The sequence below is a fragment of the Streptomyces sp. B6B3 genome (assembly GCF_039871525.1).
In the GTDB taxonomy this organism is placed as follows: domain Bacteria; phylum Actinomycetota; class Actinomycetes; order Streptomycetales; family Streptomycetaceae; genus Streptomyces.
On the sequence record NZ_JBDPLU010000004.1, the window covers coordinates 221,605 to 233,852 of the forward strand.

The 12,248-nt window shown below is 73.7% G+C and carries 15 protein-coding genes; 9 read left to right on the forward strand and 6 right to left on the reverse strand.

The window, feature by feature from the left end; all coding sequences use genetic code 11:
* Positions 1-128 precede the first annotated feature (128 nt).
* Complete coding sequence (locus tag ABGB06_RS11170) at positions 129-944, forward strand: metalloregulator ArsR/SmtB family transcription factor (protein ID WP_347588392.1); 816 nt, start codon at positions 129-131, stop codon at positions 942-944.
* Between the two features lie 305 nt (positions 945-1,249).
* Here the strand turns inward: ABGB06_RS11170 and ABGB06_RS11175 are convergent, their stop codons facing one another.
* Entirely contained in the window at positions 1,250-1,453 is a 204-nt protein-coding gene (locus tag ABGB06_RS11175; RefSeq protein ID WP_347587914.1) for a DUF397 domain-containing protein, read from the reverse strand.
* Positions 1,450-2,286, reverse strand: a complete 837-nt coding sequence (locus ABGB06_RS11180; protein ID WP_347587916.1) for a helix-turn-helix transcriptional regulator — start codon at positions 2,284-2,286, stop codon at positions 1,450-1,452. The genes ABGB06_RS11175 and ABGB06_RS11180 overlap by 4 nt, the downstream gene beginning before the upstream one ends.
* A gap of 133 nt (positions 2,287-2,419) precedes the next feature.
* Between ABGB06_RS11180 and ABGB06_RS11185 the strand changes: the two genes are divergently transcribed.
* Entirely contained in the window at positions 2,420-2,875 is a 456-nt protein-coding gene (locus tag ABGB06_RS11185) for an ATP-binding protein (protein WP_347587918.1), read from the forward strand.
* 94 nt (positions 2,876-2,969) lie between these two features.
* Here ABGB06_RS11185 and ABGB06_RS11190 read toward each other — a convergent pair whose 3' ends face one another.
* On the reverse strand, positions 2,970-3,872 hold the full coding sequence (locus ABGB06_RS11190) for a hypothetical protein (RefSeq protein ID WP_347587920.1): 903 nt from the start codon (positions 3,870-3,872) through the stop codon (positions 2,970-2,972).
* 139 nt (positions 3,873-4,011) lie between these two features.
* Between ABGB06_RS11190 and ABGB06_RS11195 the strand changes: the two genes are divergently transcribed.
* Entirely contained in the window at positions 4,012-4,944 is a 933-nt protein-coding gene (locus tag ABGB06_RS11195; protein WP_347587922.1) for a phosphotransferase, read from the forward strand.
* Between the two features lie 227 nt (positions 4,945-5,171).
* On the opposite strand, the gene ABGB06_RS11200 is transcribed toward ABGB06_RS11195, so the two are convergent.
* Genes ABGB06_RS11200 through ABGB06_RS11210 form a run of 3 tightly spaced genes read right to left on the reverse strand, consistent with a single transcriptional unit; the run spans position 5,172 to position 6,521 of the window.
* On the reverse strand, positions 5,172-5,339 hold the full coding sequence (locus ABGB06_RS11200) for a hypothetical protein (RefSeq protein WP_347587924.1): 168 nt from the start codon (positions 5,337-5,339) through the stop codon (positions 5,172-5,174).
* A gap of 10 nt (positions 5,340-5,349) precedes the next feature.
* The gene (locus tag ABGB06_RS11205) at positions 5,350-5,706 is read right to left on the reverse strand and encodes a PRC-barrel domain-containing protein (RefSeq protein ID WP_347587926.1); all 357 of its coding nucleotides are present in this window, start codon (positions 5,704-5,706) and stop codon (positions 5,350-5,352) included.
* 53 nt (positions 5,707-5,759) lie between these two features.
* A complete protein-coding gene (locus tag ABGB06_RS11210) occupies positions 5,760-6,521 on the reverse strand; it encodes an IclR family transcriptional regulator (RefSeq protein ID WP_347587928.1) in 762 nt (253 codons plus the stop codon).
* Positions 6,522-6,610: 89 nt separating this feature from the next.
* Here ABGB06_RS11210 and ABGB06_RS11215 point away from each other — a divergent pair, with 89 nt between their 5' ends.
* The 6 genes from ABGB06_RS11215 (at position 6,611) to ABGB06_RS11240 (ending at position 12,189) form a co-directional block, all read left to right on the forward strand.
* A complete protein-coding gene (locus tag ABGB06_RS11215) occupies positions 6,611-7,213 on the forward strand; it encodes a bifunctional 4-hydroxy-2-oxoglutarate aldolase/2-dehydro-3-deoxy-phosphogluconate aldolase (protein WP_347587930.1) in 603 nt (200 codons plus the stop codon).
* Positions 7,210-8,178, forward strand: coding sequence for a PfkB family carbohydrate kinase (locus ABGB06_RS11220; RefSeq protein ID WP_347587932.1), 969 nt, complete (start codon positions 7,210-7,212; stop codon positions 8,176-8,178). The genes ABGB06_RS11215 and ABGB06_RS11220 overlap by 4 nt, the downstream gene beginning before the upstream one ends.
* 255 nt (positions 8,179-8,433) lie before the next feature.
* Positions 8,434-8,928, forward strand: a complete 495-nt coding sequence (locus tag ABGB06_RS11225) for an ROK family protein (protein WP_347587934.1) — start codon at positions 8,434-8,436, stop codon at positions 8,926-8,928.
* 210 nt (positions 8,929-9,138) lie between these two features.
* Positions 9,139-10,209, forward strand: coding sequence for a lactonase family protein (locus ABGB06_RS11230; RefSeq protein ID WP_347587936.1), 1,071 nt, complete (start codon positions 9,139-9,141; stop codon positions 10,207-10,209).
* Between the two features lie 184 nt (positions 10,210-10,393).
* A complete protein-coding gene (locus ABGB06_RS11235; protein WP_347587938.1) occupies positions 10,394-10,891 on the forward strand; it encodes a TrkA C-terminal domain-containing protein in 498 nt (165 codons plus the stop codon).
* A 2-nt stretch (positions 10,892-10,893) separates the two neighbouring features.
* Complete coding sequence (locus ABGB06_RS11240; RefSeq protein ID WP_347587940.1) at positions 10,894-12,189, forward strand: cation:proton antiporter; 1,296 nt, start codon at positions 10,894-10,896, stop codon at positions 12,187-12,189.
* Positions 12,190-12,248: the final 59 nt, after the last annotated feature.

Genomic DNA, 12,248 nt, shown 5'->3' on the forward strand with positions numbered 1-12,248 from the left:
ACCGGCCGGCCTGCCCACCCCCACGCCGACCTGCGGTTAACCCCCGTACGCGCGGTACACGCAGTACACGCAGTACACGCACGGGCTTGATAGGCAACCATTAGGTTGCCTATAGTGGCGGCGTGACCATGGACGAGGCGTTCCGCGCGCTCGCCGATCCGAGCCGACGGCGGCTCCTGGACCGGCTCAACGCGCGCAACGGGCAGAGCCTGCGCGAGCTGGGCGAGGGCCTGGAGATGAGCAGGCAGGCCGTGAGCAAGCACCTGGCCGTGCTGGAGCGGGCCCGACTGGTGACGGCCGTCCGGCGCGGCCGGGAGAAGCTGCACTATCTCAACCCCGTCCCCATCCAGGAGATCGCCGACCGCTGGATCGGCCGATACGAGCGCGGCCGACTGGCGGCGCTCACCCATCTGAAGGACACGCTGGAAGGACCAGCCATGAACAAGCCAGAGTTCGTCTACGTGATCTACATCCAGACCACCCCGGAGAAGCTGTACCAGGCGCTGACCGACTGGGAGTTCATCAGGAGCTACATGGACGGGTGGGGGCCGGAGTCGGACTGGCGGGTCGGCTCGCCGGTCAGGTGGAAGATGGGCCCCGACGGGGAGTTCGAGGACCTTGACCAGCGGGTGCTGGAGGCGGAGCCCGGTCGGCGGCTCTCGTACACCTGGCACGCGTTCCAGCCCATGCACCGCGAGCTCTTCGACTCGGACGAGGAGTTCGAGGCGGCGCGCGGCGAACGCTCGAAGGTCACCTTCGACATCGAGCCGGCCGAGGAACCCGGCACCGGGGTGCGGCTGACCATCACCCACGACGGCTTCGACGGCCCGGACAGCAAGATGCTGGAGGCCGTCAGCGGCGGCTGGATCATGATCCTCTCGTCCCTCAAGACCCTGTTGGAGGGCGGCCACCGGATCGCCCCCTCGGCCGCGCCCACGAACTAGCGGTGCCTCGACGCGGCCTGGGACTCCTTCGCCCTGCTGATCCGACGGATGGAGCACCTGCCGGTGCTGCCGCGGGTCCGGGAGCTCTGGCACAACCTCTCCCCCTACGACGCGATGTACGTCGCCCTCACGGAAGGGCTGGGCGTCCCCCTGGTCACCGGCGACGCGAGCATCGCCCGTGCGGGAACGCCCGTTGCACCATCGAGGTGTTCGTGGAGTCGGACGGCTGAGGCAGGTCGGTCTGGGGTGGCGCCGGATGGGCCGAGGACCGTGTCGCCGAGCTCCGTGGCACCCGTCCGTTCGAATCAAGCGGGGAGTGAGCCACCGCGTTCGGCCGCGTCCGCGAGGAAGGCCGCCCACGCCTCGGCGGAGAAGCGCAGTCGGTCCCCGTCGGCGTCCTTCGAGTCCCGCACCCGCACGACGCCGCCCGTGCCGGCGACCTCGACGCAGTCACCGCCGCCAGAGCCGCTGTAGCTGCTTCTGCGCCATACCAGGGTCTCCGAAATCATTGCTCTCCCGCCAACCGCTGGATGAATCGGGCCGATTCCTCGATGTTGAGGGCCTGCGAACGCAGCTTGCCATATCTCAGCCCAAAGGCGGTGACCATGGCGGGATCGGAGACGAAGGACCCGATTTCCTGGGATTCGACATATCCGACGCGTCGATGCTTCGAGGTTTCCAGAAGTACCATCGGGCCGTTGAGTCCCGGATGCCAACCGGCGGTCGTCGGCATGACCTGGATTTCCACGTTGCGCTGGCTGCCGACGTCGACCAGGTGCCGCAGCTGCCGACGCATCACCGCCTCACCGCCCAGTCCGTTCACCAGCGCGGGCTCCCCTATGACGAACGAGATCTCGACCAACGGCGTCCGGCCGAGCAGTCGTTGCCTGCCGATGCGCGCCTCGACGTGCCGCTCCAGGATCTCGTCGTCGAAAGGCGGACAGTGCCCGGCGAAAAGGGCCCTGGCATATTCTTCGGTCTGCAACAGTCCGGGCACCAGCAACGGGTCGTAGGAGAAGCGACTTATGGCCTCGGCCTCGATGCTCGCGAAGTCCTGGAAAAACGCCGGTAACTTGGCCAGATCCACGTCGTCCTGCAGCGTGGACAACACCCCTTGGGCGTTCAGCACGCGCTCGGCGGCCTCCGTGAAGGCGACCTTCGCGGGCCGCCGGCCCTGTTCGATGGACGCGACCTGCTCCGCCGAGTATCCGACCTCCGCGGCGAGCTGCTCCTGCGTGAGCCGGGCGCGCTCCCGGAACAACTTCGCCAGCTTGCCGTAGCCGACCCAGATGGCCGGTAACTCCCGCTCGCTGGTGCGGCCTCTCGGGCGGTTGTTTCCCACACCTGCTCAACGGGGAGGGCGCCCCGTGGGTAACGGGTGCCGAGCCGTACAGAACGGGCCGTCACCCGTACAACTCCGGGCCGTAGGGATCGGCGACCTGTTTCGCCACCCGTCGCGGCGCCACGGTGACACCATGACCACGAAGGCCCGCCTGCCCACCGCCGCTCCCCCGCTCATCCACCGCGCACGGTTCGCCTCGAACGGGCGGGGCGCCCACGAGGCCCGGCGGGCGACCCTGCGGCGGCTGGCCGACTGGGGCGTGCCGGACGGCTCCACCGGGTCGTTCGCGATCGCCTCGATCACCGCCGAGTTGTGCGCCAACGCCATCACCCACGGCCGCACGCCGGGCGACGAGTTCGGGCTGTGCCTGCGGCTGACACCGGCGGTGATCCGCGTCGAGGTGACCGACACCAGACCCGACCTGCTGCCGCCGCCGCCCGTCTCGGAACCGGGGGACCCGCCACCGGCCGAGGCCCCGCACGGCCGCGGCCTCCTGATCGTCGCCGCGCTCGCGCACCGCTGGGGCTACACGACCCTGGCCCCGCATCTCAAGATCGTTTGGGCGGAGGTGCCGGCCGCCTCCCCGTAGCCGGGTGGCTCCCCGCGGAGCGGACGTTCCCCGGCATGGATGGGCGGAGGCCGTGCCGGGGAACGCCCGGGCTCCCGGGCGGGCGCGGAGCGCGTCAGGCGGGGATGCCGTAGCGGGACTTGAGGTGACGCCAGAAGTCGCGGGCCATCCACATGTCGAACTCGGTGACCTGGGTGGCGGAACCGGCCTTCATCAGGAAGCCGCTGACGCCGGTCGGGGTCCAGTCGTAGAAGTCGTCGAGGCCCAGCGTGTGGCCCATCTCATGGAGCAGGATATGGATGTTCTGCTGGCCGAGCGCGCCCAGGTAGTACTCGCTGCCCATGCGCTGACCCCAGTCGCCGCCGGCGCCGCCGCCGAAGCCGTCGGTCAGCCAGAGGGACTGGTCGTAGTGCCGGGCCTCGCCGCCCGGGCACTGGGAGTAGTTGCCGTCCTGGTGGAAGAAACGGCCGCACTCCGGCGCGCACTGGGGTGCGCCGCCGCTGTCGAGTTCGCCGATGTACAGATCGACGGAGTCGTCGTTCCACTGGAGGGTGTCCCGGTCGGCGGCGGCCCAGCCGACCACCTCGACGGGCACGTCCGTGTACGGGAAGCCGTCGAAGCCCTCGAGGCCGTCGAACCAGCGGGACCACTGCTCCTCGAGCGAGGCGTTGATCCGGTCACGCAGGTCGGCGTTCACGGGGGTGTCCGACTCCCAGCGGACGCAGTAGGTGAACGTTCCGTCGTTGGCGACGAGTTGGTCCCAGCCGTAGTTGGGGAAGCCGAGGAGGTTGCCGTAGGTGTCCTCCATGTGCTGCCAGACCTCGTCCAGGCCCTGGGCGTACTGGGCCGGCGGGTTCCACTCGGCGTCGGGATGGTCGGTGGGACGCGGCGCCTCGGCCCCCGCCGGGGAGGCGAAGACCAGGGCGAGGGCGGTGAGCACGGTGCCGACGACACCGAACGTCCGCCGCGGCCAGCGGCGACGTGCGCGCGCGGGAGGGTGTGGGGGTGGCGGGGACATGCTGCCTCCTCGGGAACGGGCGAGCCCTATCGTGTACATGTCAGTCGCCACCGCCCCCCGAGAGGTTGTCGGACGCGGCCGCCGCCCGGTGGGGAAACTCGTGTGACGGCGGGGCGTGTGCTTTCTAGGGTGGGATCTCGTGCTCTCCCGACCCTCCTTCGTCAGCGATGACGCGATCGGCCGTGTGGTCGCCGTCCACTGGCTCGCCGAGACCGCCGAGACCGACCATCTGCCCTGGGGGTTCGGCGCGCACCACTGGCGCGTGGCCGGCGGTGGTCGGGTCCTGTTCGTCACCCTGGACCGGTTGGCGCCTCGGCACACCGCGACGTCGCTGGAGGCCGCCTACGCGGGGGCCGCGGCGCTGGCCGCGGGCGGCCTGGACCTGGTGTGCGCGCCGCTGCGGGCGCGGTCCGGGCGCTTCACCGTCCCCGTGGGGTCCGGCGCGCTCAGCGTGACGCCGTGGCTGGACGGTCGGACGCCGAACGAGGCGGAGTCCCGCGAGCCCCGGCACGTCCGGGAGGCCGTCGCGGCGCTGGCCACCCTGCACCGCGCGGCGCCGCCGGACGGCCTGCCGCGCTGGACGCCCCGGGTCGGCCCGGGGTTCGCCGACGAGTTGCGCGCCCACACGGCGCGACCCTGGACCTCAGGCCCGCTCGCGGAGCGGGCCCGGGACGCGATCGCCACCCACTGCGCCGCGATCGAGCGCTGGACCGGCCGTTACCTGGAACTGGCGGACGTCGCGCGGTCCCGCCGGGACGCCTGGGTGCCGACCCACGGCGAGCCGCATCACGCCAACCGGGTGGTGACTCCGGAGGGCCTGAAGCTGGTCGACTGGGAGTCGCTGGCCCTCGCCCCGCGCGAGCGGGACTACGCGGGCCTGCCGAACCGTGGCGTGGGCCTCGGCCTGAGCCCCGAACCGGCGATGGTCGAGCTGTTCGCGCTCGACTGGCGGCTCTCCGAGATCGCCGAGTACGCCCGCTGGTTCGCGGCCCCCCACACCGGCACCGAGGACGATCACACCGCGCTGGAGGACCTCCACGAGGAGCTGTCCGACGCCCAGCGATGTTCCTGACATCGCTGTGAGCTTGGGCATCGACGGTCAGGGGCTCGACGCCGTGTACGGGCCGGCCGATCTGGGGTTGGGGGCGGCCTGGGGAGGAGGCGTCGCCGCTCGCGCCGTGTCAGGGCCGGAGATCGGCGCAGGTCGATCGCCGCCGGGCGGCGGGTGCCCCGGTCCTCCCCCGCCGCGCGACACGGCCCCGCACACCGCCGGCGTGCCGCCTCAGCCGGAGACAACGCTCAGCGGGTGGGCGTGCGGCCGCTGCGGCGTAGGAGCAGGATGCCGAGGGCGAGGTCGGCCACCAGCACGGCGATGCCGATGAACAGCAGGTAGGTGAGGCCGTCGGCGGCGATCCCGATGATGCCGAGGACGATCGCCACCAGCAGCAGTAGGAGGAAGAGGATCATCGTCGGATCCTCAGCGACGGGCCAGCCGGCGCTCGCCCTGGCTGCCCGGCTGGTAGGTGAGGTCGTAGTGGGCGAAGACGGCCGGCTCCTCGGTCGCGGGCAGCTCGTCGTCGGTGCCGATGGCCGGGGCCGCCTTCACCGTGCGCTTGTCGAAGGAGACCTTGAGGTAGCGGGGCCCGACCTGCGCCCCCCGCAACGGGACGAACGCCAGCCGGCGCCGGCCCGCCATGCCCATCGTGACCGTGGCGAACGAGGGCAGGTCGCTGACGGTGTCCACGTAGACGGCCTCCAGCGTGCCGATCTTGTGCCCGCCGTCATCCACGACGGACTCACCCCGCCAGTTCCGGATGTCGTCAGCCTCGAACATTTGTCCTCCTTCCTCCGGTTATGCCGAGTACCCTGACGAGCGACGGCTACGCCTCAGACCAGGCGGCTGGAGAGGGCCGCGGCGGTGGTGCGGAGGGTGTCGGACCAGGTGAGGAGCTCGTCGCGGTCGACCTGGAAGGTGACCGTGGAGACGCTGACGCCGCCGATGACCGCGCCGGACGGGTCGCGCAGCGGGGCCGCGAGGCAGCGGACGGTGGCCTCGTTCTCCTCGTCGTCCAGGGCCACGCCGCGGTCCCGCACCTCGGCCAGCTCGCGGCGCAGCGCGGCCGCGTCCGTGAGGGTGCGCGGGGTGCGGGCCGGCAGCCCGGTGCGGCCGATGAGGGCGGCGAGCTCGTCGTCGGCCAGCCCGGCCAGCACGCACTTGCCGATGGCGGTGGAGTGCAGCGGCATCTCCATGCCGACGTGCGAGGCCATCTGCACGGCGTGCGGCCCGGCCACCTTGTGCGTGTAGACCGCGCGGTCGCCGCTGCGCAGCGCCAGGTGCACGGTGTTCCCGGTGAGCTGCCGCAGCGCCGTCAGCTCACCGCGGATGCCCTGGTCGTCGTCCGCCGCGGCGCCGACCCGGGCGGCGAGCGCGCGCAGCCGGGGCCCGTGGGCGTAGCCGCCGGTGCCGTCGGCGGTGAGGAAGGCGGCGTCGACGAGGGTGCGCAGGATGCGGTGCGCGCTCGCCTTGGGCACGCCTGCCGTCGCGGCGATCTCGCCCAGCCGGTGCGGGCCGCCGGGCGCGGCGGCGGCCTCCAGCAGGCGCAGCGCCTTCTCGGTGGCGTTGCCCGCCTGCGACGTTCGCCCGGTCAACGGCGCTCCTCCCATCGACGGCCCGCGGCCCGCGTGTTAGCGTAGCCGCGTTCTTCCTAGTGAACTCATATTCTATGTAACGGAACTCCATGGACGCAACGCACCCGCTCGTTCCCGCGCTGCGCGCCCAGCGGCTGCTGCCCGTGCTGCGCTCCCCCGACCCGGCGTCCGCCGTGGCCCGGGTCCGCGCGCTGCTGGCCGCCGGCTGCCGGGTCGTGGAGCTCACCACCTCCACCCCCGGCTGGGCCGGGGCGCTCGCCGACTGCCGGGGCGAGCACGGCGACGGCGCGCTGCTCGGGGTCGGCACCGTGACCCGCGCCGAACAGGCGACCGCCGCGGTCGAGGCGGGCGCGGACTTCCTCGTCTCCCCCTTCCCCGCGCCGCCGGTGCGGGAGGTGGCCGCGCGGGCCGGAGTGCCGTTCGTGGAGGGCGGCTTCACCCCGGCGGAGATCGCCGACGCGGCGGGGCGCGGTCCGGCCAAGGTCTTCCCGGCGCACGTGGGCGGGCCGAGGTATCTGGCGTCGCTGCGGGCGGTGTTGCCGGACGCGGTGCTGGTGCCCACCGGGGGGATATCCGTGGCGGAGGCGCCCGCGTACCTCGACGCGGGTGCGGTCGCGGTGGGGATCGGCTCCGGCCTGCCGGCGGAACCCGAGGCGCTGGCCCGGGTGTTCGGCGGGGGTGGCGCGGCGTGACCGCGACGCGGGCGGACGGCCCGTTCGACGTGGTGCTGCTGGGCGAGATCCTGGTGGAGTTCTTCTGCGAGGGGCCGTTGGGCGGTGAGACGCCGGTGCGCCTCGGCTTCTCGGGCGACACGCTGAACGCCGCCGCCGCGGCCGCCGCGGCCGGCGCCCGCACCGCCGTGCTGACCGCCGTCGCCGACGACGCGCTCGGCGACGCGCTGGTCGCCCGCGTCGCCGAACTCGGCGTGCACACCTCGCTGATCCGGCGCGGTCCCGGCAGCAACGGCGCCTACCTGCTGCACGGCGACGTGACCGGCGAGCGGGAGTTCACCTACTGGCGGCGCGGCAGCATCGCCTCCCGACTGGACGAGCCGGACGTCGAGCGCTGGGCCGACGCGCTGCGCGGCGCCGGCGCGCTGGTGGTGTCCGGCATCGGCAGCGCCCTGTCCGACGGCAGCCGCCGGGCCGTGCTGGCCGCCGCGCGGACCGCCGCCGGGGCGGGCGCGGCCGTGCTCTACGACCCGAACTTCCGCGCCCGGCTGACCACCACCGAACGAGCCCGCGCCGCGCTGGCGGAGATCGCCCCGCACTGCGCGCTGGTCACCCCGTCCTGTCCGGCGGACGCCCGCGCGCTGTTCGGCACCGAGGACCCGGCCCGGGCCGCCACGGCGGTGCGGGCGCTCGGCGCACGCGCCGCGGCGGTCACCTCGGGCGCGGAGCGGGTGCTGGTCGCGGACGCCGGCGGGGTGGTCGGCCTGCCGGTGCCGCACGTTGCGGACCCGGTGGACGCGACGGGCGCCGGCGACGTGCTCGCCGGCACGACGGCCGCCCGGCTGGCGCTCGGCGACCCGCTGCGGGCCGCCGTGGCGCTGGGCGTCGGCGCGGCCTCGCTGTCCCTGGCCGGCCGCGGCGGCACCGGACACGTCCCGCCCCTGGCCGCCAGCCGGGCGGCGGCCCCGGCCGTCCCGGAGGGCTGAGGTCCGGAAGGGCCGCCGCCCTCGGCGGCTGCGGCTACGGCATGGGCGGGGTGGGGCGGGTCTCGGTCAGCGGGATCTCGCCCTTGAGCATCCGGCCGCCGTCGCCGGTCAGCCGGAGGTACCGGCATCACGCAGGGCTGGTAGTCGATGCCGTGTGCCGCGCAGTCCTCCTGGTCGGGCACGACGTCGTTCGCGTAGTGGGCGTCGGCGCCGGCGACGTCGGAGATCCGGCCGACCATCCACGGCGAGGGCCTGGTGGTGGAGGACACGGTGCTGCGCGGGGTGTCGGGGAACGCCGGCGAGGTCGGCGGCCTCGGCGCGGCCTGCACCACCCGGGCGATGGTCGAGGAGGCCATCCAGCTCGGCGTGCTCGGGCACGACTACACGCCGGCCGGGCCCAGGGACGCGGAGCGCGGCCTCGTCGAGCTCAGCCGGCTGGCCGAGGACAACGCCACCGCGGGCGACATCATCGACCGCTGGGCGGTGCGGGTGGGCCGCGGCGTGTGCGCGGCGGCCACGCTGGTGGACGCGGAGATGATCGTGTTCGGCGGGCCCATCTGGCCGCATCTCTCCGAGCGTTTCCTGCGGATCATCCCCGCGATGGTGGAGAAGTCACCCTTCGTCAAGAAGATCCACCCGACCGCGGTGACCAGCACGGAGATCGGCGACGACGTCGGCGCGGTCGGCGCGGCCTGTCTGGTCCTGGACCGCACGCTGTCGGTGCAGCCGCAGTCCCCGCTGCTGCGATGACGCCCGTCGCGGCCCGCACCGCGGCCCTGGCTGCCGCGGTGCGGGCCGCGGCGGTGCGGTCGCGCCGTGCGCCGGCGGGGTGCGCGGCATGATGGCGCGGTCGCGTGTCACCCGGCCGCGCCGTCTCGGCCGGCGCCGGGTCACCTGCGCGCCGCGGCCCCGCCCACACCCGCACGGGCGCCAGGAAGCAGGAAGAGAGCGAGGAGAACCATGCCCGACCAACCGCACCGGCTGATCTGCGTCGGCTCCTACACGCCGGAGACCGGCGGCACGGGACCCGGGGTCACCGTGCTCCGGGAGCCGCTGGGCTCGCCGGACGCCCCCGGGGACGGGCGCCCCGGCCGGCCGGAGCCGGCCGGCGAGCTGCGCCTGACCGCGGCCTCCTGGCTCCAGTGGCACCCGTGGCTGCCCGTGGTCTACGCGGTGCGGGAGCTGGCCGAGGGCGCGGTGAGCGCGCTCCTGCTCGACCCGGACGGCACCGTCCGGGTCATCGGCGAGGAGGCGACCGGCGGCGCCGACCCCTGCCATCTGGCCGTCACCCCCGACGGCGACTACCTGCTGGCCGCCAACTACGGCAGCGGCAGCGTCGCCGTCTTCGGCCTCGACGAGCGCGGCGCCCCCACCCGCCGCGCCGACCTGGTCGAGCATTCGGGTTCGGGCCCGGTCGAGGACCGCCAGGAGGGTCCGCACGCGCACATGGTCACGCTGGACCCGGCCGGGTCGCTGGTCTGCGTCACCGACCTGGGCAGCGACCGGATCTGGGCGTACCGGCTGCGGGCCGACGGGACCCTGGCCCGGGTCGCGGCGAGCGCCCTGCCGCCGGGCACCGGCCCGCGCCAGCTGGTGCGGGCGCCGGGCGGTGGCCGCGGCTTCGCGGTGGCCGAGCTGGGCTCGGAGCTGCTCGTGCTGTCCGAGGAGGAGCCCGGCGCGTTCGTGCCGCGCGGCTCCTGCGCCGCCTCCGACCGTCCGGGCACGAACTTTCCCGCCCATCTGGCGCTGTCCCCCGACGGCCTGCGCGGCTACCTGTCCAACCGCGGCGCGGACACCGTGGCCACGTTCGACCTGACCGGCGACCGGCCCGAGCGGATCGCCGAGCACGATCTGGGCGCGGCCTGGCCACGCCACTTCGCGCTGGTCGACGACCGGCTGTACGTCGCGGCCCAGCAGTCCGACGAGGTGGTCGCGCTGGACCTGGACCCGGAGACGGACGAGCTCGTCGAGCGCTACCGGATCCCGGTCGGCTCCCCGGCCTGTGTGGCGGTGCAGCCGAGGCCGGCGTGACGGCCGCCGGCACCGATCGGCCCTGAGTAACACTGAACTGAGAAGCGCGGAACGGCTCGGAGGAGCACGGAGTGGCTCCCCGGCTGCCCGTGAACAGCCTTTATACCCGGATTATCCGGACACGCTACGGCGTTAAGATCACATTAAGATCCTAGGAAAACCACCTCGGGGAGGACGGCACCTCATGGCCCTGAAACGCACTCCGCTGCCGGGGGTCGGCACGCAGTACGACTTCACGACCCGGGAGGGGCGGCACATCTCCGTGGTGGTGCACGAGGACGGCCGGCGCTTCGTCGGCTTCTTCGATCCCGACGATCCGGACCGCTGTCAGGCGACCGTGCCGCTGGAGATGATGGAGGCCGCCAAGCTCGCCGCCATCCTCGCCCCCGAGGGCACCGGCGCGGTCGGCGCCGCCGTGCGCAAACTGTCCGGCGGCGAGCTGGGGCTCGACCTGGTCACCGAGAAGATCCCGATCGGACCCGAGTCCCCCTACCGCGGGCGCCCGTTGGGCGACACGAAGGCGCGCACCCGCACCGGCGCCTCGATCGTGGCCGTGCTCCGCCGGACCGGGGCACACCCGTCACCGGCACCTGACTACCGGCTCGAGGCAGGTGACACGCTGGTCGCCGTCGGCACCCGGGAAGGTGTCTCCGACCTGGCCGACATCATCGGCGGAGGTTGAGCGTGCACGACACGACCAGCATGCTCATCGAGCTCGGCCTCATCGTCCTCGGTCTCGGGATCGTCGGACGGCTGGCCGGGCGCCTCGGACTCTCCCCCATCCCCCTCTACCTGCTCGGCGGCCTCGCGTTCGGCCAGGGCGGCCTGCTGCCGCTGGACACCGTCGAGGGCTTCATCGAGGTCGGCGCCGAGATAGGCGTCATCCTGCTGCTCCTGATGCTCGGCCTGGAGTACACCGCGCCGGAACTGGTGAGCAGTCTGCGCGAGCAGTACCCGTCGGGCCTGGTGGACCTGCTGCTGAACGCCACCCCCGGCGCGATCGCCGCGCTGCTGCTCGGCTGGGGCCCGGTCGGGGCGTTGGCGCTGGCGGGCATCACCTACATCTCCTCCTCCGGCGTGGTCGCGAAGGTGCTCACCGAGCTGGACCGGCTCGGCAACCGCGAGACGCCCGTGGTGCTGGGCGTCCTGGTGATCGAGGACCTCGCCATGGCCGTCTACCTGCCGGTGCTGACCACCGCGGTGGCCGGCGTCGGGCTGGCCAGCGGCAGCCTCACCGTCGCGCTGGCACTTTTCACGGCGGGCGTCGCGCTGTACGTGGCGCTCCGGCACGGGCGGGTGATCAGCAAGGCGGTCTCCTCCGACAACCCGGAGATGCTGCTGCTCGTGGTGCTCGGCCTGACGCTGCTGGTGGCCGGCGTGGCCCAGGAGCTGCAGGTGTCGGCGGCGGTCGGCGCGTTCCTGGTGGGCATCGCGCTCTCCGGCGAGGTGGCGACCACCACCCGGCGGCTCTTCACGCCGCTGCGGGACCTGTTCGCCGCGGTGTTCTTCGTCTTCTTCGGCCTGTCCACCGACCCCACCGAGATCCCGCCGGTGCTGGCCACCGCGCTGCTGCTGGCGGTGATCACCGCGGGCACGAAGATCGCCACCGGCATCTACGCCGCCCGGCGGGCGGGCATCGGCCCGCGCGGCCGGCTGCGGGCCGGCGGCGTGCTGGTGGCGCGTGGCGAGTTCTCCATCGTCATCGCGGGACTGGCCGCCGCTTCGGAGCCGCGGGTCGCGCCACTGGCCACGGCGTACGTGCTGATCCTGGTGATCCTGGGCCCGTTCACCGCACGCTGGACCGAACCGGCCGTCCGCTGGACGCGGGAGCGGCGGCAGGCCAGGCGCGCCGGGCGCGCGGAGCGCGGCGTCGACGGCTCGGACGGCGCGAAGCGGTCCGCGGACCCGGCGGCCGGCGCCGGCGGCCCAGGCGGCGCGACCGCCGCCGACGAGCCGCGCGACTCGGCGTCACCGGTCTGAGTGACCGCGGGAGATCGACCGTGACGCGCCCCGGGACCGGGGCGCGTCACGGCTCGGCG